This window comes from Coleofasciculus sp. G1-WW12-02 (assembly GCF_040219735.1).
Classification (GTDB): domain Bacteria; phylum Cyanobacteriota; class Cyanobacteriia; order Cyanobacteriales; family Coleofasciculaceae; genus Coleofasciculus.
In genome coordinates, this window is record NZ_JAVJRX010000148.1 from 13,243 (window position 1) to 35,868 (window position 22,626).

General features: G+C 45.8%; 16 protein-coding genes and 1 pseudogene. 6 read left to right on the top strand and 11 right to left on the bottom strand.

Annotated elements, in window-relative coordinates; translation table 11 throughout:
- The first annotated feature begins 53 nt into the window (after nt 1-53).
- Both RID09_RS24390 and RID09_RS24395 read left to right on the top strand, forming a co-directional pair.
- The gene (locus tag RID09_RS24390) at nt 54-374 is read left to right on the top strand and encodes a DUF433 domain-containing protein (protein WP_446338507.1); all 321 of its coding nucleotides are present in this window, start codon (nt 54-56) and stop codon (nt 372-374) included.
- Entirely contained in the window at nt 367-702 is a 336-nt protein-coding gene (locus RID09_RS24395; protein ID WP_446338508.1) for a DUF5615 family PIN-like protein, read from the top strand. The genes RID09_RS24390 and RID09_RS24395 overlap by 8 nt, the downstream gene beginning before the upstream one ends.
- A 68-nt stretch (nt 703-770) precedes the next feature.
- Here RID09_RS24395 and RID09_RS24400 read toward each other — a convergent pair whose 3' ends face one another.
- The 3 genes and pseudogenes from RID09_RS24400 to RID09_RS24410 form a co-directional block, all read right to left on the bottom strand.
- Nucleotides 771-5,213, bottom strand: a complete 4,443-nt coding sequence (locus RID09_RS24400) for a two-partner secretion domain-containing protein (protein WP_446338509.1) — start codon at nt 5,211-5,213, stop codon at nt 771-773.
- Nucleotides 5,214-5,417: 204 nt separating this feature from the next.
- Nucleotides 5,418-6,095 (bottom strand): annotated as a pseudogene (locus RID09_RS24405) (adenylate/guanylate cyclase domain-containing protein); the annotation flags it as partial.
- Between the two features lie 1,141 nt (nt 6,096-7,236).
- Nucleotides 7,237-8,778: an FAD-dependent oxidoreductase gene (locus RID09_RS24410; protein WP_446338510.1), complete on the bottom strand. Its 1,542-nt coding sequence runs from the start codon at nt 8,776-8,778 to the stop codon at nt 7,237-7,239.
- A gap of 313 nt (nt 8,779-9,091) precedes the next feature.
- Between RID09_RS24410 and RID09_RS24415 the strand changes: the two genes are divergently transcribed.
- Nucleotides 9,092-10,207 carry a hypothetical protein gene (locus RID09_RS24415; protein ID WP_446338511.1) on the top strand — a complete coding sequence of 372 codons (1,116 nt, stop codon included), beginning with the start codon at nt 9,092-9,094 and terminating at the stop codon, nt 10,205-10,207.
- A 539-nt stretch (nt 10,208-10,746) separates the two neighbouring features.
- Here RID09_RS24415 and RID09_RS24420 read toward each other — a convergent pair.
- Nucleotides 10,747-11,145: a CU044_2847 family protein gene (locus RID09_RS24420; protein ID WP_446338522.1), complete on the bottom strand. Its 399-nt coding sequence runs from the start codon at nt 11,143-11,145 to the stop codon at nt 10,747-10,749.
- 122 nt (nt 11,146-11,267) lie between these two features.
- Between RID09_RS24420 and RID09_RS24425 the strand changes: the two genes are divergently transcribed.
- Nucleotides 11,268-14,000, top strand: a complete 2,733-nt coding sequence (locus RID09_RS24425; RefSeq protein WP_446338512.1) for a tetratricopeptide repeat protein — start codon at nt 11,268-11,270, stop codon at nt 13,998-14,000.
- Between the two features lie 474 nt (nt 14,001-14,474).
- Here RID09_RS24425 and RID09_RS24430 read toward each other — a convergent pair whose 3' ends face one another.
- Both RID09_RS24430 and RID09_RS24435 read right to left on the bottom strand, forming a co-directional pair.
- Nucleotides 14,475-16,553 carry a mechanosensitive ion channel domain-containing protein gene (locus RID09_RS24430; RefSeq protein ID WP_446338513.1) on the bottom strand — a complete coding sequence of 693 codons (2,079 nt, stop codon included), beginning with the start codon at nt 16,551-16,553 and terminating at the stop codon, nt 14,475-14,477.
- A 6-nt stretch (nt 16,554-16,559) separates the two neighbouring features.
- Nucleotides 16,560-17,234 (bottom strand): FHA domain-containing protein, encoded by a 675-nt coding sequence (locus RID09_RS24435; RefSeq protein ID WP_446338514.1) that lies wholly within the window; start codon nt 17,232-17,234, stop codon nt 16,560-16,562.
- Between the two features lie 242 nt (nt 17,235-17,476).
- Between RID09_RS24435 and RID09_RS24440 the strand changes: the two genes are divergently transcribed.
- Entirely contained in the window at nt 17,477-19,492 is a 2,016-nt protein-coding gene (locus tag RID09_RS24440; RefSeq protein WP_446338515.1) for a protein kinase domain-containing protein, read from the top strand.
- 59 nt (nt 19,493-19,551) lie between these two features.
- On the opposite strand, the gene RID09_RS24445 is transcribed toward RID09_RS24440, so the two are convergent.
- The 5 genes from RID09_RS24445 to RID09_RS24465 all read right to left on the bottom strand — a co-directional run bounded on the left by RID09_RS24445 (nt 19,552) and on the right by RID09_RS24465 (nt 21,363).
- Nucleotides 19,552-19,845 carry a DUF1830 domain-containing protein gene (locus RID09_RS24445; RefSeq protein ID WP_446338516.1) on the bottom strand — a complete coding sequence of 98 codons (294 nt, stop codon included), beginning with the start codon at nt 19,843-19,845 and terminating at the stop codon, nt 19,552-19,554.
- 40 nt (nt 19,846-19,885) lie between these two features.
- A complete protein-coding gene (locus RID09_RS24450) occupies nt 19,886-20,083 on the bottom strand; it encodes a hypothetical protein (RefSeq protein WP_446338517.1) in 198 nt (65 codons plus the stop codon).
- Nucleotides 20,084-20,176: 93 nt separating this feature from the next.
- Complete coding sequence (locus RID09_RS24455) at nt 20,177-20,494, bottom strand: hypothetical protein (RefSeq protein ID WP_446338518.1); 318 nt, start codon at nt 20,492-20,494, stop codon at nt 20,177-20,179.
- A 247-nt stretch (nt 20,495-20,741) separates the two neighbouring features.
- Nucleotides 20,742-20,990, bottom strand: a complete 249-nt coding sequence (locus RID09_RS24460) for a DUF1816 domain-containing protein (RefSeq protein WP_446338519.1) — start codon at nt 20,988-20,990, stop codon at nt 20,742-20,744.
- An 88-nt stretch (nt 20,991-21,078) separates the two neighbouring features.
- Entirely contained in the window at nt 21,079-21,363 is a 285-nt protein-coding gene (locus RID09_RS24465) for a hypothetical protein (protein ID WP_446338520.1), read from the bottom strand.
- 749 nt (nt 21,364-22,112) lie between these two features.
- On the opposite strand from RID09_RS24465, the gene iscB reads away from it, so the two are divergent.
- The coding region (gene iscB / locus RID09_RS24470) for an RNA-guided endonuclease IscB (RefSeq protein ID WP_446338521.1) at nt 22,113-22,626 on the top strand (514 nt) is incomplete at its 3' end.

The following is a 22,626-nucleotide window of genomic DNA, read 5'->3' on the forward strand; positions in this document are numbered from 1 at the left end:
TACACATAATATGATAGAATCACTAAAGTATTATTCTTGCCAAAGACGACAACATGCGGCTTCAATCCATAAGCACAGAACATATTGCCATCGATCCTGACTATTGCTTCGGTAAACCTCGCATTGCTGGTACAAGAATGCCAGTGGCTACTATTGCAAAACTCTATCTAGAGATGGGGGAATCTCTAGAAGATATTGCTCAGGAGTATGATTTATCCTTGGCATCTGTTTATGCTGCTATTGCGTATTATTACGATCATCGGGAAGAAATTGACGGTCATACAGCCGAAAGTGAAGCTTATGTTAAACAAATGAAGCGCAATAGTCCTCCTTCCCCTCTCCAAGAAAAGTTGAGAGCTATTCGCGGTGAGTAATCGGATTCGATTTCACTTAGATGAGCAGGTTAAATCTGTTATTGCTCGTGAGTTACGTCGTCGGGGTATTGATGTGACAACAACAGTTGAAGTTGGTTTACGTACTCAAAGTGATCAGGCGCAGTTAGCATTTATTTGTCAAGAGGAACGAGTACTTTTTACTCAAGATGATGATTTTTTGAGAATTGCTAGTTTGACCAGCGATCATCCGGGTATTGCTTATTGTCAACAAGGAACTCGTTCGATTGGACAAATTATTGAAAGTTTGGTGCTGATTTATGAAGTTTATACCCCCAAGGAAATAGTTGGGCGTGTTGAGTATCTTTAGAAGCCATCCAGGGCGTGCGCCGGGAAAGGGCGCACACCATTGGTGCAGGGCGCACGCGACCTGCGCCCCTACGGGACAATCGCTTCATTAGGTGCAGGACAAATCGGGGTTTGCCAGGAACTATACAGCGTGGGATTCGGTGCTGTCGCCACCAGTTCTACCTCTCCATTTTCCTTAATAATCCATCCTTGCGCTTCAATAATCTGAGTTGATTTTGTCGCCGTTTGCGGATTATTTCCCCCTGAATTAACCCGATTTTCTGTCGAACTTATCGGATCACGGAAATCAACCCAACCCTGATTATAACTACCATTATTAATTGGATTGGGCGGTAAACCCCCGCGCCCGGAAATAATAAATTCATTACTTCCACGCCGTTGACCCACTTGACATCTTGGTTCAATTGGGTCTACAGATTGTAACTGGGGTAAAGGTTCAGGTTGAGGTCGAGTTTCAGTATTAATTTCTTCTGTCCCATCAATCCCCAATTCCGAACTAGCGGTGAAGTCACTCTCTGAAGTGCGGCGGTCTTCAAATTGGCGAAACCCTTCAATCAGTAAAGCCGTCGCCGAAATCGTCCCACCTTGACCCGCAAATGCATTAGCAACGACATCACTATTTTCCGAGAGAATTGCAAAAACAATTCCCCCAGCATTAATCGTAATATTGCCGCCATTGGCAGTCCCAAACGCTTCAGCCGCAATTTCACTATTGAAGCGCATAATAATAGAATCTGCCACATCTAAACGAATATTACCCCCTTCACTGGCAGTTGTCGTTGCCCGCAGGCGTCCTTGATTGATTAAAAAGATAGAATCAGCGGTAATCTCCAAGTCACCGGACGTCCCAGAACCGCTACCACTCACAGTTAATTGTCCGCCATTTTCCACGGTTAAACGACCCGTATTCAGGGTGATTCCTCTAGCATTCGCCAAACTTTGGGACTCAAAATATAAGCCGCTTCCTGTACCCCTAACCTCTACCGATTCCGAAGCGTTAACGTCTATAATTCCGCCCTCTCCGGAGTCAAAGGTTGTCGCGGATACTTGTCCACCGCCTTGGATAACTAATCGTTCGGTGTCTATCTTCAACTCTCCCGCATTACCGGAACCCGAAGAATCGAAGACTAAACGGCTAGGCGTTTGACCATTCGCCGACGCACCGCTAATTTCCACAGATTCAGAAGCATTCACGGCTAATTTTCCCGCTTCCCCGGTATTCGCCGTTGTCGCTGAAACCAATCCTCCATCTTTGACAATTAACCGACTCGTATCAATGGTTAATTCTCCTGCATTTCCCCCGGTTTCTGTGGCTAAGGAATCAAACAATAAACGACTAGGAGTGATTCCATCAGAAGCTGTACCAATAACTTCTACTGATTCAGACGCATTTACAGCTAGTTTTCCGGCTTCCCCGCTATTCGCCGTTGTCGCTGAAACCAATCCTCCATCTTTGACAATTAACCGACTTGTATCAATGGTTAATTCTCCCGCATTTCCTCCCGTTCCCGAAGCTGACGAATCAAATAATAAGCGACTGGGAGTTGTCCCATCAGCCGATGTACCAATAACCTCAACCGATTCAGTCGCCGTCACATTCAGTTTCCCTGCTTCACCTATGCTAGAGGTAACAGCAGAAACTCTCGCCCCATCTCGAACCACCAATCGGTTTGTATTGATATCTAATATTCCAGCATCGCCCGAACCTGACGTATCAAATAACAAGCTGCTTGATTCGCCATTCGCCGACGTACCAATAACTTGCACAGAATCGGCATTAACCATCAAATTTCCCGCCTGACCTTGATCTGATGTCGTTGCAGAAACTCGCCCTCCTTCTTGAACAATTAATGTTCCTGTATTAATCTCCAATCCTCCAGCATTACCGCTACCCGTAGAATCCAAAAACAAACGGCTGGACGTTTGACCGTTAGCGGAAGTGCCAATAACCTGGACAAAATCATCCGCATTAACTGTTAACGTTCCCGCCTCACCTGAACCAAATGTGCTAGCTGTTACTAAGCCGCCATCCCGCACAGTTAACTGGTTCGTATTAATCGACAAATTGCCAGCATCACCCGCATCTATAACATCTAAAGTCGTTCTGGCGCGAACCTCGGCATTAATAAGTTCCATAGACTCGGATGCATTTATTTCCAAATCTCCTGCATTCCCTGTGCCATTCGTACTCGTAGCGACAGAAGCTCCATCCTGCGCCCTGAATTGTCTCGTGTTAATCGTCAGTTTTCCCCCTTCTCCAGAACTAAGCGTGAAAGTATAAACACCGCCAGCGGTCCCATCGGGTCTTGTGCCAAATAATTCTACAGAATCTGAGGCTGTCACTGTTATATTTCCACTCGAACCACTACTGGTATCTTCAGCAGCCGCAGCAATTTGCGCCCCATCCCGGATAATCAATCGCCTTGTTTCGATGAATATATCTCCGCCATCCCCATCAAGCAAACTCTGACTATAAAAACCACTGGGACGAGGATTTTCTATGTCTGGTGTACCCGACAATTCTATAAATTCAGAAGCATTCACCCTCAATGTTCCTGACTGCGCTCTACCACACCGACTAACTGCTCCGTTTCCACAATTAGCCGTTGATATTTCACCACCATCTCGCAGAATTAATTGCCTTGTGTTTACTGTCAAATCTCCAGCATCACCATCTCCCAAAGTCCTGGCTTGCAAATTGCTACCTACATAATCATCGCTATTTTCCCGTTGACCTACACCGATTAATTCCACAGATTCAGTAGCATTAATTGTGAGATTACCTCCCTGACCCGCCTCCTCGCCCTCACTTTGAGTTACAGTAAAGATTCCAGCCCCATTGCTGAGGGAAAGCGACCTAGCATTAATGTCAATATCACCTCCCTTACCCTGACCAGTCGTATTGCTGCGGATCAAGGTATTGGCGTTTATGAGAGAAACTTGATCTTGAGCAGTAATACGAATATCGCCACCAACACCAGAAACCGACCTGACCGAAGAGTCAACATCACCGGTAAACGTAATACTTTGGTCAGATAAAATAGTGATTGAGCCACCATTGCCAGAACCGCTGCTCGTATCAATCCTGCCGACTTCAATCGCCCCTCTGGAGTCAATAAATACTGAACCACTGTTACCAGAAAACTGCACAGTATCGTTCGTTAAAATTACTCCCACATTAATGACTCCCCCAGATAATGAAGGATTAGGTTGGTACTGATTGGTTAATAAGACAATGCCATCTTCAGCATTGATGTCAATACCACCTCTAATCCGAATATCGCTACCGGTTGGAGATGTATTCGTCTCAGGTGGTGCAGGTTCAAACGAACCATTCCCTATAATTCCTGGGATACCAAAAGCCGTAGTGCCAGCTCTAATATCGACCGTTGGTTGAGTCTGACCATTAATGGGTACTGAAGTACCATCAGAAAGGATCACATTTTCACTCAAACCATTGATAGCATCTGCACCCGTGATGATAATACCGCCTTCAACCTCCACTTGACCCCCTGCTAATATGTGCAGTGAGCCTCCCCTGTAGCCTTGAAAACTCACATCCCCACTGGCGCGAATCACTGGGTCATCAGGACTTGACAAATTGCCTAAACTGCTATCTAATTGTTCAATGCGAAAATTCCCACCACTCCAGAAATGAGCATCCGCACTAACGGTATTGACAGAACGCAGCACCATATCCTCACCGGAAAATAACCCACTATCGGGATGATTTAAGGCAAAAATATCAACACTTTGATTCCCCTGCACCAACAGTTGACCCATCGCTGAAGCAATAAACGGATTCGTTATACTGTCGCGCACTTTCACCGTATCCGTCGCCAATAGAGTCAAATCCCCCCCAGCTTGTACCTGATTCTCTAGGTCAAGATTTCGACCCGCTAGAATTAAATCCCCTCCGACAGCTAAACCACCAGAACTTGCGATCGCGCCTTGATGATTTGACCCATATTGCAATCCCGGTGTCAGGTTAATCGTTAGTAATGGCGGTGCTTGGGGGTTCGTTGCACTAAATTCTGTGCCATTCTCAAACACCCAACGCTGTGCTGTAGACGCCACAAACGCACCCTGAACATCCAACTGGGCATTTTTACCAAAAACAATCCCATTGGGATTCATCAGAAACAAGTTTGCTCCACCATTAACCCCCAGGGTTCCCAAAATATCCGAAACATCCCTACCCGTAACCCGGCTGAGAATATTATCAATTCCCGTCGGATTGGCAAAATAAACCCGTTGTCCCTCCCCCACATTAAACTCAGAGAAACTGTGGAACAGATTTGTCCCTCGAATCGCCCCCCCATCAATCTGATCGGTGGGAATTCCCTGAATGATCACATCCGGCGTCACCACAGACTGTTCCACTCCTAGAGTAGAATCAGGAATAACTTGGGCAAAGGTAGGAGTTGTCCAATGGGATACTACCCACGCGATCGCAACTCCTGCTGTGACACAAATTCCCCAACGTGGTTGACTTTGCCTGCATCTCACCATGACACCCTGTTTCAGACTCCGTATTTCTACTGATATTAAGATTAAGCAAGATGAAGAGGTGCGATCGCTACCGTAGAATTACGGAAATTTGGTGCTTATGCTACGCTTCGTGCTGACTACGAACCTAAGGGCAATGGCACTGACTTAATTAGCCTATAATTCGGTTGGGTTTCCTGGCGTCAACCCAACCTACACCCTGTTCCCTTACAATTCAATATATTCAATTGTTGGCGAATTCTGTTTTCTTCCCGTGAGCAAATAACAATTCATCTGCCCCTTTCCTTTGACTTGAATCGGACCGCGATCTTCAAAATAATAGCGATGCTTGAGGCGTTTATACGTGTCTTCCGTCACCTGAATACTCCCCGGTAACCCGTGGGATTCCATGCGACTGGCAATATTTACCGTATCTCCCCACAAATCATAAATAAACTTTTTAATCCCAATAATCCCCGCAATCACGGGTCCGGTATGAATGCCAATGCGAATACTAAAAGACTTCCCGGTTTCTTGACAAAATTGCTCAATTACCCGTTGCATATCCAACGCCATATCCGCGATCGCCTCCGTGTGATTGAGCATGGGCATCGGTAGCCCCCCAACCACCATATAGGCATCACCAATCGTCTTAATCTTTTCTAAATGGTGTTCCTCAACCAGTTGGTCAAACTCTGAGAAAATCACATTCAAAATCTCAACCAACTCAATCGGTGAGGTGTGAGACGCCAACTCGGTAAACCCGACAATATCGGCAAAGAGTACCGTCACCTCATTAAAATGATCCGCGATCGTCCGCTCTTCTCGCTTCAAACGATGGGCGATAGGTTCTGGCAAAACATTCAGCAGTAGGTGTTCTGATTTTGCGGTTTCTTGATCCAATGTTTTTAACGCCGAGGCAAACTGTTTGGCAATAATTACCGCTGCAATTAATGCCACCGACACAGCCGCAACTAATAATATCGTCGCCGTATAACTGGTTCTATCAATGGTAGAACCAGCTCGCTCTGTCTCCGCCTTTGCCAAGTCGATTAATTTATCGGCTAGTGCCTGTGCCTGTTGATCAAAATTGCGAATTTTATCCTGAATTTCTTTATCGATTTGAACGATCTCTTGGGCAACCAATTGGTAAGCATCTAGATATCTTAATGCCTGTCTCCGTTCCGTCGCATTAAACTTAGCACTTGCGTTAATCTGCTCACGTAACCTTTTCGCCGTTTCATTCAGCAACTCCATTTTGGCAGGCTCACGAGTAGATAAATATTCCTTTTCATAGGACTGCATTTCCTCGACAAGTCCGATCAACTCTTGAGCCTCTGCCAATTGCAGTCGATTCCGCAATAGGTTTAAATTTTGTTCCAGTTGCTCGATGACGCCAACATTATCAATCCCCAAATTACTCACCCAACCCACTGTTTCCTGGAAACTCCGAGAATATTGCTCGACGATTTCCACATACTCGACTAAATCCGGATTACTCTGCCGTTTAAATATCCCCCCCTGAACCTGAGCCAGAAGCTCTTGCAGTTCGCTACTAATATCGATAACTTTGTCAATCTCTTGGCGGTGTTTTTCGCGAAACTCATTCAGATTGCTACTGGAAAAATTAATACTGGGCCACCGTAAAAAAAAATCAATTTCCACGCGACGGGCATTGCGTAACGCCGCATCCATTTCAAACCCGCGCCGTTGAACTTCAATACTAGTTAGAAGCACCGCTTCTGTCTCATTACGCATTTGCCGCAGAGAGACAAAGCCCGTCATTGACACAATGCCAATTAACACCAGCAGCGCAATAAATGCTAACGCAAACTTGGTGGTGATGCTAAGTTTGCGCCCAGCTCCAGTCAGGCGCTTCCATCTTTTCATAGTCCCTTCTTACTTAGTCCTTCGCCATTTGCCCTTAGTCCGAAGTCGCCTTTCAATAACCAATGACCAATGATCCAGCAATCAATTTTGTAGAGATGTAGCATGCTACGTCTCTACAGCCTCCCTCATCTCCCCCACCATCCTGTACCAAGTCAGATTAATAATCCCCCCCAGAACCATAGCGCCATGCATCCAGCCAACGGTGGTAATAGTATTGGGAAGTTGGGGGTAATCGATTTACGGGTTTGCTCATGAATTGTCCTAATGGATATAAGCCACTGTAGACACCCAGATTAATGTAATGCACCATCCAATCTAACAGCGTTGTTAACCCAACTTGGGGAATTACGGGAATTACCAGTCCCGGTTTAGTTAGGGAAATGAGTGTCAAGGTTTGGAACAATCCAGAAAACTGAACTACATCTTGCAGGAAAGGACGCAGTACGTCATCCCCCAACTGTGCCATTGTTTGAAAAACACCGGTCAGTAACTCATTGATTTGATTGGGGGGTAGATTTTGCTCAACTCCCACACTCATCGCCCGTTGAAACATCCAGGTAACGGCAATATTCGGCTGATAGGGTTGCAGTAGGGTCAAGGCGTCTTGAGTCAAAACGTCACAGCTCAGGGCTTCCTGGATGCCTTCTGTCAAACGTTTGAGGTGACGCACCATGGAACCAAATCCGCCAAAACTTACAGGGGATTGAGCGCCACTGCTATCACCCACGGGCAAAATTCGATTCCAGGGCATTTTAATCGGGCTTTCTTTGTAGGATGGGAAAAAGCCAAATAATACTCGTTTAAAATCAAGTTGGGATAGTTCCACCCCTTGATAGTCGGGCAATAGCCGTAGGTATTCCTCCATAAAAAACCCCAAACTGGGACGTTGGGGATGGGCATCAAGATAGCTGAATAAATAGGTGGTTCTGCCATCTCTGGCGGGAAACGCTTCCCAAAAGTATTGACAATGATTCTGAATGGGTGTAAAAGAGACAATTAGATCCCCCGTATCATTCTCAGTAAAACCCTGAGCGCAACTGCCCACGACTAGACAAACCCCTTCCGGTTTTTCCCCCTGTCGCACTTGCTGAACAATGGGAGAGAAGTTGCCCATGGCATCAATCAGCAACCGAGTGTTTAACCCACCCGCCGCCTCGACGCGCACCCCATCGGGATGAATCACCGCCCCCTCAAATGCCGTTTTTTCCAAAAGCTGACCCCCAGCATCGAGAAACTTGGACTTGAGCGTATCCAGGAGGAAAACCGGGTCAACGCCAATATTCAGGACATCCCGCACCCAGACATCCTCTCCACCTAAAAAACTAACCCGACCTGGGTTATACTCAGATGCGATCGCGTCCTCTAATTCTTCAGGCGATAACAGGTCAAGTTCCAGGAATACCTCAAGTTCAGGGCGGGAAATATTCCACTCTTGATCTCTCCCCCGCAAAATTCCCCGTTCCAATAGGGCGACGCGCCAGCCACGCTTTTGCAACGCAGCAGCCAGTAAAATGCCTAAGGTACCACCACAGATAACGATATCCCAATCGATGGTTCCCAATGGCTCAATTGATTCCTTAACCACCTGAGGAATCGGCGTGGTACCGTCTCGCAACGCTTGCCAGAATTGGTCAGCCTTCCGCAAGCCTCCCAAGACATCCCCCGGTAACTGGGAAAGAATTTGTTCAGTTTGATTCATGACTCTCTCTCTTGGCACAGATGCTCCCTCTACATCCTAATCTGCGAACGGTGAGATAGAAGGCGGAGGGGCAGGAGGCAAGGAACAAGGAACAAGGAAATGATATAACGGTTCAATAAAACATGACCTAGGCAGAATGACACTCACTTAAACTGGGTTCGTAGTAGGCACTAAAGTGCCAGCAGCGCTAAAGCGCTTACTACAAACTCTAAAGTCAGTGTTATTCGACTTAGACAGACTTTACTGTTGAACCCTCAATCCCTTTTGTTCCCTGTTCCCTTGTTTTAATGACACATTGAGGAGAACGTCAAAAATGAATAAACTATTTTTATTCGCTATTATCGCTATCGGCTCTATGGGATTCACGACTCCGGCTGTCGCTGAAACTGAAACCGCCGCATCGGGAAATGTCCAGGCTGAGTTTTCCTATCAAAACCAAGAATGGTGTTTAGAAAACGCTCAATTAAAAATCAGTCGGGATGGCAAAATTGTTTTCAATCAATCGCCATCATCAGACGCGGGAATTTGTCGGTTTACGGATTTACAAGTCCGCAACTTAGATGTTAACCCCGAACCCGAAGTTATCTTAGATGTCTATACGGGTGGAGCGCATTGCTGTTGGGTTTCTTTAATTTATCGCTACGATGCGGCTCAAGATACCTATACAGCAACAGAACAGTTTTGGGGTAATGCGGGTTATGAATTCAAAGACTTAAATCAAGATAAAATGCCCGAATTTTGGACGCGGGACGATAGCTTTGCTTATGCCTTTGCCTCTTATGCCGGTTCGTCCTATCCCTTGCAAATTTGGCAGTATCGCAACGGCAAGATGGTGGATGTAACGCGCAGCTATCCACAACTGATCTACAATGATGCCTATCAGCTATGGCAGCGTTATACCGAAAATGAGTATCCGGAAGTAGGTAGAGGAGCATTAGCTGCCTATTTAGCAGATAAATATATGCTCGGTCAAAGTGAAGATGGTTGGCAGCGTGTTCGCCAAGCTTATCAGGGAAATGATCGGGAGTCATTCTTTAGTGATTTACGCAAGTTTCTCCAACAAACGGGTTATATTAGAAACCCTGGAGAAACAGCCTATTATCGGCTAGCTGAGTTCGAGCCAACTGGACTGTACAATCAATGTCCCCAAGGAACTAGTTTAATGACGGCTGGGGAAACTGATAACTATCGTTTTGCCATCTGTGTGGGTGATTCAGGTCAATATTATATGGGACAATCAAAGCGCACGGGAGATTCGATTACAGTGAAACATAAGCAGGATGATCCAGAGAATTCGTTCCATCGTGGCGATACGGTTTATCGCCTGCAAATGGATGAAAGTGATTCGGCGAATTTGTATCTGGAAGTCTATCAAAATAATCAGCGATTATTGAGGGAAATGGCACAGAAGGTTTATTCATCGATTTAGATTTAGAAACGGTAAAAGAGGGCGGTTGTAGACGCGGAGCGGCTTCCCGTAGGGTAACCGCAGCTATACAAACCAAACCCGCCTGCGTGGGTTTCCACACCCCTTCGCCGATTTTGTAGGTTGGGTTGACGAATGTTACCCAACACCCTCGGAACAAAAACAGCCATTTATGGTAAGGACACGGCAGATTTAATAAAAGAGGGCGGTTGAAACCGCAACTACACAAACCAAACCCGCCTGCGCGGGTTTCCTGTCGATTTTGTAGGTTGGGTTGACGCATGTTACCCAACACCCTCGAAACAAAAACAGAGCTTATGCACACACGCCATTTATGGTAGGGACACGGCATTGCCTATCCGTGTCAACTTAAGACTTTGTATGACTAGCGCTCAAAGTTTAGATCCCCCTAAATTCCCCTTCAAAAGGGGGACTTTGATTCCATTTATTATTCCCCCCTTTTTAAGGGGGGCTAGGGGGGATCTCTTATTAAGGCGGATTGATCTGATTGGGTTTGTATTCCAACCGTCATCCGCATACACTTATTTGATGTTAGCGTCCTGTTCAGTTGAGTCAGGAAATGAACATTCAACGGTAATCTTTAGGTTACTTTTAGCTGTTCCTTTGGTGACATAAGGGACGCCAGCTTCACCACCCAGTTCGATACCAAATTCTAGGGTGACTTTGTTGACATTCGCGATCGCCATTTTTTTAAAGGCACTTAATGTGTAAATTGTGTACGCTCGAATTGTGCCTTGAATCGCCTTGAAGTTCTGCACCATTTGTTTTTGAGCTTTGGCGACTTGAGGGCTTTTGGGAACTGCGCCTTCCTCTTCCTCTTCCTCTTCGTCTGTGGTAATGGCAGGAATGTCTACGTCTTCCGTGGCTTCAATATAGATGATGGTTTGATTGTCGAGCTTAATGGGGATGAGTTGAGGCATGATAATTTGATGGGGTGGCACTGGTTATTATTTACCATAATTTCGAGGGCGACAACCGTTCGGGACGATGAGCCGAAAGTTTGCCATGATAAGGAAATAACTCCTGATAAAGATTGTTGACGATGAGTCGGGATGCCTTGGTTGTTGGTATAAATAAGTATGAGCGATTGAATCCCCTGCAAGCACCAGGGGGAGATGCTGAGGCGGTAGCTCAACGACTCGAACAGTATGGTGAGTTTAAAGTAACCCGACTCCCAGGGGTAAAGGATAAGCAGAATAACCGGATTCGGGTTGGTCAGAAAACCAAGGTAACACTGAGTCAGCTAGAAGACGCGATCGCACAATTGTTTATGCCAGAGGGTCGGTCTGCTCCTGATACAGCGATATTATACTTTTCTGGGCATGGACTGCGGAAAAATCGGGGAATTCAGGAAGGCTTTTTAGCCAGCAGTGATGTGAATCCGGAGGTGGGAAACTGGGGATTATCTCTACAGTGGTTACGTCGATTGCTGCTTGCAAGTGAGGTGCGACAGCAAATTATTATCCTGGATTGCTGTTACAGTGGGGAGGTTCTCAACTTTGCTGAAGCTGATCCAGGGGAGCGAGGGAAAGGACGCGATCGCTGTTTCATCGCCGCATCACGAGAGTTCGAGGTGGCGTATGAGGGAATTGATGGGAGTCATAGTGCGTTTACGGCGGCTTTACTAGAGGCTCTCGAACCCACGTCAGAGCGCTGGGTGACGAATTACACGGTAGTGGAGCGTCTGCATCAAATTGGCTCAGAGTTCCCCCAACGCCCGATTTGTACCAATTCTGGGACACCGATTAATCTTACTCGTTGTCTGACACCACTACAACCCAAGTCAGGGACTCTGAAACCTGAATTAGCAGCTTCTCCCCATAATTTAAAGCATAGTGGTGTGATTGAATTTGTGGGACGCTCGGAAGTCCTGGAACAATTACACCAAAGGTTACAGCAAACTGAGCGCATCGCTATTTGTGCCGTAGCCGGGATGGGAGGTGTGGGTAAAACCGAATTAGCTCTACAGTATGCCCTACACCACCAGAAACAGGGAACGTACCCCGGTGGGTTGTGCTGGATACAGGCGGGGGATGGAGTCGTGGGAACTCAGATTGTTAGTTTTGCCAGAACTCAATTAGATTTACAGTTACCGGATGGGTTAGAGCTAACCGAACAGGTGGCTTACTGCTGGCGACATTGGCGTTTAGGGGATGTCCTATTTATTTTCGATGATGTGCGAAATTATCGGCAGATAAAACCCTATCTCCCACCTGCGGAATCGCGGTTTAAGGTGTTGATTACTACCAGACGGCAAAGGTTAGGGGCATCTTTTCAAAGGATACATCTGGATGTACTCACAGAAGCAGCCGCTATAGCCTTGTTCGTGTCATTGATTGGACAAGAACGGATAGAGGCGGAACCAGAACAGGTAAAACGTCTATGTCAACAATTAGGCTATTTACCCTTGGGATTGGAATTAGTGGGGCGGTATTTACAGCGTAAGCCGGATTTGTCATTAGAGAAAATGTGCCAACGTTTGCAGTTAAAGCACCGTTCTCTGCAAAATCCAAATGAGGACATGACGGCACAATTGGGGGTTGAGGCTGCATTTGAGTTGAGTTGGCAAGAACTAAATAAACGTGCTCAGAAGTTAGCCTGTTTTCTCAGTTTATTTGCCTTGGCTCCCATCCCCTGGGAATGGGTGGAACAATGCGGTTCAAAGGAAGATGAAGAAGCGTTAGAGGATGCTAGAGATGATGAATTGGTGAATCTAAGCTTATTGGAACGGGTAGATACAGAGAGTTATCAACTGCACCAACTGATTCGGGAATTCTTGAACGGGAAGTTAGAGGAATTAACGGAAGCATCAGAACTTAAACAAGGGTTTTGTTTGGTAATGGTCATCGTGGCACAGCAGATTCCGGAGACGCCAACGAAAGATGATATTGTCATCGCCACGCCGACGATTCCCCACTTAGCTGAAGCCGCAACCACTCAGCAGGATTGGTTAAGTGATCAGTATTTAATCTACCCCTTTGTCGGCTTAGGTCGATTTTATCAAGGTCAAGGACTTTACAAACAAGCCTTACCCTGGCGTAAGCAGTGTTTATCAGTAACGCAAGAACGTTTAGGGGATGACCATCCATTAGTAGCAACCAGTCTCAACAATCTGGCATATCTCTACTCATCACAGGGAAGGTATAGTGAAGCTGAACCCTTGTATCTGCAAGCTTTAGACTTGAGAAAACGCCTCCTGGGGGATGACCATCCCAATGTAGCAACCAGTCTCAACAATCTGGCTGGACTCTACGATTCCCAGGGAAGGTATGAAGAAGCGGAACCTTTGTATCAACAAGCCTTAGAGTTGAGAAAACGCCTCCTGGGTGATGACCATCCCGATGTGGCAACCAGTCTCAACAATCTGGCATATCTCTACAAATCACAGGGAAGGTATAGTGAAGCTGAACCTTTGTATCAACAAGCTTTAGAGTTGAGAAAACGCCTGCTGGGAGATGACCATCCTGATGTGGCAACCAGTCTGCACAATTTAGCAAAACTCTACTCATCACAAGGAAGGTATGGTGAAGCCAAACCTTTGTTTCAAAAAGCCTTAGAATTATACAAACGTTTGCTGGGAGATAAACATCCTCATGTAGCAACCAGTCTGCACAATCTAGCAAAACTCTACTCATCACAGGAAAGGTATGGAGAAGCCGAACCTTTGTATGAACAAGCCTTAGAGTTGAGTAAACGTCTCCTGGGGGATGACCATCCGACAACAATTACTATCCGTGAAAATTTGCAAGAAATGCGCGAACAATGGCATCAATAGGTTTTAATACCAAGTTGCAGTCTAAGGTAGAATCTGTCATGCTGAGCAGAACCCTTCACGACCTTCGAGGGCAGGCTCCGTGAAACGGAGTGACGCGAAGCATCTGTCCAGATTCCGACGCTCGTTCCGACGCTCGTTCCTCGCTACCGCTTCGCTAACGCTATAGCTGCGCTTCACGCTTCGCTCTCCAATGACATGATAGAACGCAACTCGGTATAAGGCGCTGATATCTGAAGGGTAGGGGGTAGGGGCTCTTTCATTGCCCATTGGTGTCAACTTAATCTTAAAACGAAAGCAATACCTTGATGCTAACCCCTCCCTAACCCTCCCCTTATCAAGGGGAGGGAATATTTCCCCCCAAAGCATCGGGGGGATTAAGGGGGGTTCTTTTTAAGCTGTGTCTATTTACTCTTCGACATTTCCCCCTCATCCCCTAGCTTAAGTTGACACCAATGTTCCCAAGTCCCTACATTGTTATAGTTCCCGATAAAATCGGTAAAATGAATAATCATCTTGAAACGGATAATCATCAACAACATGATGGATAATACCGCTATCAATCAGCATTTGTCCGATGCTAATCGCCTCTTGTCGAGAACCCTGAATCCGTTGCGCTAGCCATTCCACCGCTTCTGCACCAATGAAGCATTGAGGATAAAGATTTCCCCGATCGCGGCGGTCTTTTATTTCTACACCATCGGCACCCCGCATCGCTGCAACCAATGCTTCAAGTTCTGTCTCGGTGAGGGTTTTGGCTGGGGTGATTGTCTTGGACAATGATCCGGATATCTCAGTCGCTACAGTGAGAGAGTCTTGCGGTTGAGAAATGGAAGTATGATTAGATTGATCACCATTCGTTGGCTCAATTGATCGAGGAGAAGGTGTTGGTGCATCCCGATATAATAACAGATTAAATATTTCTTCAAGTTGAGGCGATCGCAGATGCAAATCCCGCTGCGGAAAGGGAATCTCAATCCTATGATGGCGCATACAGGCTTCAATCCGGTAGTTAAGATCACTTTTGACTTTAAACTGTTTCTTGGGTTCTCCAGTCCACACCAGTAAATCAAAGTCCAGGGAACTCTCACCAAAGCCCTGAAACCATACCTGAGGCGGCGGTTGCAGCAGCACTTCGGGATGATTTTTAACAGCTTCGAGTAACGCGGATTGGACTTTATCGATATCTGATCCATACGCCACACCCACAGGAATCCGCAGCCGAGAAATCGGGTTCCCATGACTCCAGTTAATCACCTCAGTCTCTAAAAAGCGGGAGTTGGGGACAATAATCGTAACTTGATCTAAAGTACAAATCTCCGTACTGCGTGCACCGATGCGTTCCACAGTTCCCAGTAATTCCCCCACTTTGACAAAATCACCGATTTGGATGGGGCGTTCAAAGGTAATAATAATCCCACTAATAAAGTTATTGGCAATATTCTGAACGCCAAAACCAATCCCCACACCGAGAACACTGGCAAGAATGGTTAATGATCCAACATCTAAACCCCAAATTTGTAACAGTACAATGAATCCAAGAAAGGTGAGAATATACTGGGTGAGGATAGTAATCACCTCTTGCAATCTGGGTTCAGCCCCCGTATGGGCTAAGACGTAGGATTTAAACAACTTGGTGAGAGAACTAACCGCAAACCACAATCCAATGGTTAAGCCCAAAAGCAACAGCAATTCTAGGGCAGAATATTTGCTAGTGCCTAAGCTAATCACTGGCGCATTGAGAATATCGAAAACCTTAGCGATAAAATCGAATAACTCATAGCGCCAGATCCGACTGGCGGGAAACAAATCGGTCACATAATAGGCGATCGCGAGCCATAACCCGCCCTGTAACCCCAGTCGGGCAAGGCGTACCATGAATTGAGCCGGATCTTCCCAGGCGTGAAAGGAGGATGTAGGTTGTCCCAGCCATACCCTCAAGCGATGAGACGCCCATTTTCCTAGAAACAGTAAAGCAAGATGAATCGCGATCGCAATCAGTATTGCCCCAAAGACAAAGCCTAACGCCTGACGCACATAGACCGGCGATCGCTCAAATTGCGCTTGTACTAATGCCCTCTCCAGAATATCCTGCCAAATTCGGGCTTGCCGATAAGCGGTGAATTCTGGTAGCAAATCTCCGTCTGTCACGGTTAGCAGATGGCGTGAACCGGGCTGGGAAAGAATCGTTGTCCGTCCCTCCTCCTGATTCACTTCAATGCGGACAGGGTTAGGCGATTGCACCGCTTGCGCCAACGCTTCGTTGATCTGCCGAACACGATTTTCTGCTGTAAAGTTATTATTTAAACTTCTCACCTGTAATAAAACGCGACCGTCTAGCACCACAGGCGCTTTGTCATTGCGATTCGTTGGAGAAGTCTGAGCAAAGGTGGGAACTGGGTTGAGTGTCAGCAGCAGCGTCAGTAACGCCAACAGGATAAACCGCCAAAATGTAGAGACGTAGCATGCTACGTCTCTTAGCAGGGGGAGCCGGGGGAGCATCTTGCTCACTACATTGAGCATCTTACTCGCTACTAATACCCAATTTAAATGCATGACAGTTTAGCACCGGATAGTAGACATTACTAATTGAATAAATTTAATGCTTCGCCCCTGCGAATGGGGATTGGGCGAAGCATTTGCGTTGGGTTCTTGGCATAAAACCGAGACATCTGGGCGCAAATGCTTCGCCCCTACGAATGCCCTGCTAGACGGCGATGTGGGCGAAGGTTGAGGACGCGATCGCTCTAAAATAGTGCTAGCCATCGCCCAAGCCCCAAATGTGGTTAAAAGTAGAACTCCTACCCCAATTGACCAAACCACCACTTTTTGTTGGGGGATAGACTTCATCGACGGCGTAAAGCTGGATACGTTGGGACTCTGGGCGGTGGCGTTCAGGTCATTGGTGTGGAGTAATGTTGCCGTCATCTTATAAGGACCCATCCGTAGGGTATCCTTAAACGAAATGGGTTGATTGGCTTGACGCAGCGGTCGCCCATTCAGAAAGGTACCGTTAGCACTGCGTTGATCGGTAACATAGATCTGGTTATTTTCCACCGTAATCAGGACGTGAAACCGCGAGATCTCTGGGTGGGCAAGTTCCAATCGAGACACCGACTCTCCCCCCCAATACTCTGGCATCTGGTCAAATTCTCGACCGATCGCGATCGGTGCGGTGAGTAGCGATCGCTTGACTTCTCCCATTTCTGGGTCTTCCCAGGTTAATTGAATATACATAGACTTGGTAGACCTCGAACACCTGCTATAGTAATGGTTCCCGTTTTTTTATAGATATTTTGGGCGAAACCGAAACCGCAACGCCTGCTGTTACGTCAAACGCTTTGGGTATTGGATTTAACGATTCGGCAAAAAAATCTGGACAAAGGTAACTATGATTGGGTCACTATCCAAATCATATCTTTAAAAATAATTACGATAATAGGTCAAGGATTCATTTTTCCTGTAAAGAGCGGTAGGGCATGAGCTTCAATCTTTTCCGTCGATTTCAATCCACGACTACGGATCAACCCCTCGGTGGACGCTATAAAATCGAGAGTCAACTGGGAATAGGCGGATTTGGTCAAACCTTTCTGGCGCAAGACCTACATTTACCCGGTCACCCCCAATGCGTGATTAAACAGCTTAAACCCAAAACTACTGACGCCGCCAGCCTAGAAACCGCTAGACGCCTGTTTGACACCGAAGCTCAAGTCCTCTATCAACTGGGTGATCATGACCAAATCCCCCGACTGCTAGCACATTTTGAAGAAAATCAGGAATTTTATTTAGCACAAGAATTGATTCTTGGCAATCCCCTAACCCAGGAATTCAAAAAAGGTCAGCAATGGTTAGAATCTCAAACGATAGCCCTGTTGCAGGATATTCTCCACGTTTTAGCTTATGTGCATGAGCAAAATGTGATTCATCGCGATATTAAACCCTCTAACCTGATTCGCCGCCAACAGGATGGCAAAATTGTCTTGATTGACTTTGGTGCGGTTAAACAAGTCACCACCCAATTTAGCCATCCCCAATCTGGACAAACTAATTTAACCATTTCCATTGGTACCCAAGGCTATGTTCCCAAAGAACAGTTAGGTGGACAACCCCGGTTTAGTAGTGATGTGTATGCGGTAGGTATCTTAGGGATTCAAGCCTTAACCGGGACTCATCCCAGAGTGCTTCGGGAAAATCCGGAGACGGGAGAAATTCAGTGGCGGGATTTAGCACCTCATGTTAATCTCAACTTGGCGGAGATTCTGGATCAGATGATCCGGTATGATTTCCGCGATCGCTATCAAACCGCCACCGAAGCTCTGTTCGCCCTGCAAAGTCTATCCAGCGATATCTCACCCTCCGATACGACGCAACGATTACCCGATTCCTCAGACACCACAGCATCGGTTCAGGGACAAACCTCAACCCAGATTTGGATACCAACCGATTCTCCAACCCCATCCTCATCAGACACAAGTAGCACTCAGTTACCCGAAACCTGGCGTAATTCCCAACCCTCATTAGGGAGTTCGGTTCCCACAATCGTTACACCGGGTTCAAACCCAAAACGATGGCTGAATCTTTGGTGGGTTGTGGCAATTTTAGGCGTTATCGGGGGAACTGCTGGAGTTGCGACAACGCTGCTGATTCCCCAGCTTACCAGCCAAACGACGAATCAGACTCAGGAGTTAACCTCCAAGTCTGCGAACCCTGCAATTCAACCATCGCCAGCATCATCCCCTGAACCTTCCCCCACGGATGAGACACCAAGGAATCCTAGTTCAGACTCAGACTCACCCACGTCTAAAAAGACTACCCCGGATACAGCAAAACCAGGTGAACCAACCTCTCCAGCTACTTCACCGGAAACAACTCCCACCCCTTCTCCTCAAAAGTCACCGATAGTTACTCAAAATTCGGCTACCCCAAAACCAACAACGCCGACGCCAAATCCCGTGGCGCAAAAGCCGACAAAAGTTCAGCCAACACCATCGCCTGTTCCATCGGCTTCTCCTGCGCCAAAACCCCAAGTGGATACAGCAACCGCACAAACCCATTGGCAACGCTGCTATGATTTAAACACCCAGCAGCGTCCAACCGAAGCGATTCAGGCGTGCGATCGCGCCTTGGCAATTAACCCTGATTATCCAGAAGCGTTATGGAGTAAAGGCGCAGCGTTGGATCAATTAAGAAGACACCAAGAAGCGCTAAACCTCTACGAAAAAGCCACAACCCTGAAGCCAGATTTTGCCGAAGCCTGGATTAATCAAGGTGTTGCTTTGATTTTATTAGGTCAATCGGAGAAAGCGATTCCGGTTCTTGATCGCGCTATTCAGCTTAAACCCAATTCCGCCAACGCCTGGATTAACAAAGCCGAAGCCTATATGGAATTGGAACGGTTTGATGACGCGATCGCGTCTTTGAAAAAGGCGCTAGAAATTCAACCCAATAACGAATATGCTGCAACCATGTTAATCGCAGCCGAAGCGAAAAAATAAACGGTTTAGCATTTAAACCTTAATGTCAACAACAGCCAAACCGTTTATCCTATATAGCGCTATAACACCAAGGGAAATAATCCAGATTTAGACTCAAGTTCCGCTTGATCTTGTACTTGCAAGAAATCGCACAGAATCTTAGTCACTAAATCCACCGCGCCGACTCTATTTTTATAGACATCTAAATGAGCGTAGGGAATGGCTTCAAAGAGTAGGCGCTGTTGGGGGAATAGCACCCGATCAAAGTGCCAATTGGGAATATCGGTGATCCGAATGATCTGAATCTGTTTGCTGGGATTTGTATAGTAGCAGAGAATTCGATTGGTGTATTCAGTTGGTAAGGAATTAATCATGGGAAGTGATACCACAAGAAACAGGATAGAGGAAATAAAGTTATCGATGCGTTAACCCACAGTCAACCTGATCGAACTGTTCAGAATAAGTGGCAAAGGGGAAAATTGCCAAAGGACAAGTCTTCCATTTTCCTTTAACGGATACGCCTAGTTGTTGACAGTAACCTCCCCAACCTTTTTGAGGTTGATAGTGACCACAATGGCGACAGATTGATATTGAATAGTTGATGGTTTCCATGACATTACTTTATTAAACTGAGGTGATCAAAAAAGGTCTGCACGGATCAAAAAGGTGGTTTTAAACAGGATTCAAACAAAGTCGGATTGACAACTAATTGATTGAGCCAATAGCATGATCTGACAAATGGCAACTCATTCCCTCCTGAATATACGATTCCAGTTTTAAACGCATCTCCAAAGAATAATAAGCCAAGGTTTGCTTCTGAGGATGGTGTTGGTTGGATTGAACAGCTTGAACTTGAGGATCATTGGATAACTTGCACAAAACGTAGAACAATAAATCCTGGCGTAAGTTAGGATAGTCAAATAAAAGTTGGCAAAACTTTTCAGGATAAGCGTCTAAGGCGTTTTCAATTTCTTCTTGAATCACCTTAAACAGGCTATTTTTGAGGTCTACATTATTAGACATGGTTCTATTTACAAATCGATTAAGCTAGTTGGATTGAGGAATTATTACCATAGTTTATGGCAATTCAGTAAGGATAATTACTGAATCCATGAAAATATTGTTGGGGAAATCAAGTTAACTAGATTGAGTTTCGTGAAAACGCCTCAAACCTTTACAAAATACGAAAGACGTAGCTTGCGTCTCAAGGGCAGCGAGTTCCCCACCGTTAACTGTAATTGTTCCCGCCAACTTTAGGTTTGCTCAATTGTCAAGCTGGCTCATCGTCGCAAATAGTTAAATTTTTGGGATGAAATTGTTTGATGGTTACGCTCATGAGTTTGGCGCTTTCTTCAAGGATATCTTGTTGATAACCGTGCTGGGATGATTCAGCGTCTTGAACGGTATCAAAGGGACCAAAGTAGTAAATGCACCAGGGATGATCGGTAATGATTTCTAGCCAATAAGCTAATCCCAGTTTGGACAATATTTCTAAAGATATTTCTTTTTTTAAGTTCATTTCATGATCATCTCCTTCAATGCTATCGGACGGCTGTTGTAAGTACCTTGGCTTTCCCAGATACCCCAGATTTCCCTTACCCTAAAACTTATTCAGCAGCCCCTACTTGAGCGGTTTCGGTGACAAAATCCTCGATCATCTCGTGTAAGGCTTGAGTCATTTGCTGCACCGAGTCTTGAATCATCTGGAGATATTCTAACTGTTGAGCGTGGCTCAGGTGTTGTTGGGAGTCTTCCAGAAGTTTTAGGAAAATCTTGATCAGGAGCATTTGTTCTTCCAGCTCCTGGGATATTTTATAGGTAAACCCATACGTTAAGCGACTCATTTGGGCTTGGGGTGAGTCAGAAGAGCTTACCTGTTGTAAGATTTGCATTTTAGGAAAACCTACCTTATCACTTTTCAAATATTGAAAACTCGTGTTTTTTATATCTTATTTACAGACTACACGATCCCAAAATTTAGTCAAGAGATTGTTATAGGTTGGTTTTTTAGTTTGTATGATTTAAATAAAAAATGTTTGCGTTCATTATGTTTGTGTGTTTTTTAAAAGTAGTTTTATTTTTTGAATACTACACTATACAACAAACACCTTATGTCAATCTAAAATGTGAGTTTATTGACCCTAATTTATAGGATAATAGACTCACAAAGTGTTAAGATTTGTTGTGAATATGTATTAGTTGGTATGATTTTGGGTGTTTTTTATCTATTACCTCAATATGTAGGGCAAAATGAGATCATCGCATTGAGGTTCATCGAGTACCAATTCAGTCATGCCAGTTAAGCCAGTTTAGGAGAACCCAATTTGATGTTGAGATGCACTTTGTCGCGTCCATTCAACATCAATAAAGAAATTATTGTATAAGTGCGTTACAGTTTTTTCAGAACCTCCCCAACAGGATGCTATCCGCTCAACACAGGACAACTGTGGACAAGATAGCCATGACTGAGGCTTAAAAGCCTACGTTAAAGAGGTCAAGACACCTACGAATGCTTTCCAGTTTGTAGCCCTGTCGTCAAGGATTAAACAGGTTTATTGAGCTAAGCCAGTGTCTTTGACCGAACAAGCCTCTTTAACTTTGTCGAGGAACACGTTACCGGAGCAATCCGAGATTAAAACTTATGTTTGTGTTTGTACTGGACAAAAATAAAAAACCGCTCGCTCCTACTCACCCAGCACGCGCCAGAAAGTTGCTTCGTACTGGCACAGCGTCAGTGTTTCGTCGCTTTCCATTCACCATCATTTTGCCTGACACACAGGTGAAGGACTCTCAAGTCTCAGAATACAGATTAAAAATTGACCCAGGAGCGAAAGTCACAGGGATTGCCGTCCTCAAAAGCAATGTGGTGGTATGGGCAGCCGAATTAACTCATAGGGGGTTCGCCATCCGAGATGCGCTTACCACCCGCCGTCAAGTGAGACGATCACGACGCAATCGCAAAACTAGATACCGTAAAGCACGGTTCAATAACCGCCGCCGTCCCTTCAGGTGGTTGCCACCATCTCTAAACAGTCGAGTTCAAAATATATTGACTTGGGTAAGGCGATTATCACGAGTCTGTCCGATCATGGGCATTAGCCAGGAGCTAGTCAGGTTCGATCTACAAAAGATGCAGAACTCAGAGGTATCTGGCG

Coding starts and splice junctions, on each gene's coding strand:
- RID09_RS24440 (WP_446338515.1), top strand. CDS start 17,477: ATGAGCTTCAATCTTTTCCGTCGATTTCAATCCACGACTACGGATCAA.
- RID09_RS24425 (WP_446338512.1), top strand. CDS start 11,268: ATGAGTCGGGATGCCTTGGTTGTTGGTATAAATAAGTATGAGCGATTG.
- RID09_RS24430 (WP_446338513.1), bottom strand. CDS start 16,553: ATGCATTTAAATTGGGTATTAGTAGCGAGTAAGATGCTCAATGTAGTG.
- RID09_RS24455 (WP_446338518.1), bottom strand. CDS start 20,494: ATGTCTAATAATGTAGACCTCAAAAATAGCCTGTTTAAGGTGATTCAA.
- RID09_RS24445 (WP_446338516.1), bottom strand. CDS start 19,845: ATGATTAATTCCTTACCAACTGAATACACCAATCGAATTCTCTGCTAC.
- RID09_RS24460 (WP_446338519.1), bottom strand. CDS start 20,990: ATGAACTTAAAAAAAGAAATATCTTTAGAAATATTGTCCAAACTGGGA.
- RID09_RS24390 (WP_446338507.1), top strand. CDS start 54: ATGCGGCTTCAATCCATAAGCACAGAACATATTGCCATCGATCCTGAC.
- RID09_RS24450 (WP_446338517.1), bottom strand. CDS start 20,083: ATGGAAACCATCAACTATTCAATATCAATCTGTCGCCATTGTGGTCAC.
- RID09_RS24400 (WP_446338509.1), bottom strand. CDS start 5,213: ATGGTGAGATGCAGGCAAAGTCAACCACGTTGGGGAATTTGTGTCACA.
- RID09_RS24465 (WP_446338520.1), bottom strand. CDS start 21,363: ATGCAAATCTTACAACAGGTAAGCTCTTCTGACTCACCCCAAGCCCAA.
- RID09_RS24420 (WP_446338522.1), bottom strand. CDS start 11,145: ATGCCTCAACTCATCCCCATTAAGCTCGACAATCAAACCATCATCTAT.
- RID09_RS24415 (WP_446338511.1), top strand. CDS start 9,092: ATGAATAAACTATTTTTATTCGCTATTATCGCTATCGGCTCTATGGGA.
- RID09_RS24435 (WP_446338514.1), bottom strand. CDS start 17,234: ATGTATATTCAATTAACCTGGGAAGACCCAGAAATGGGAGAAGTCAAG.
- RID09_RS24410 (WP_446338510.1), bottom strand. CDS start 8,778: ATGAATCAAACTGAACAAATTCTTTCCCAGTTACCGGGGGATGTCTTG.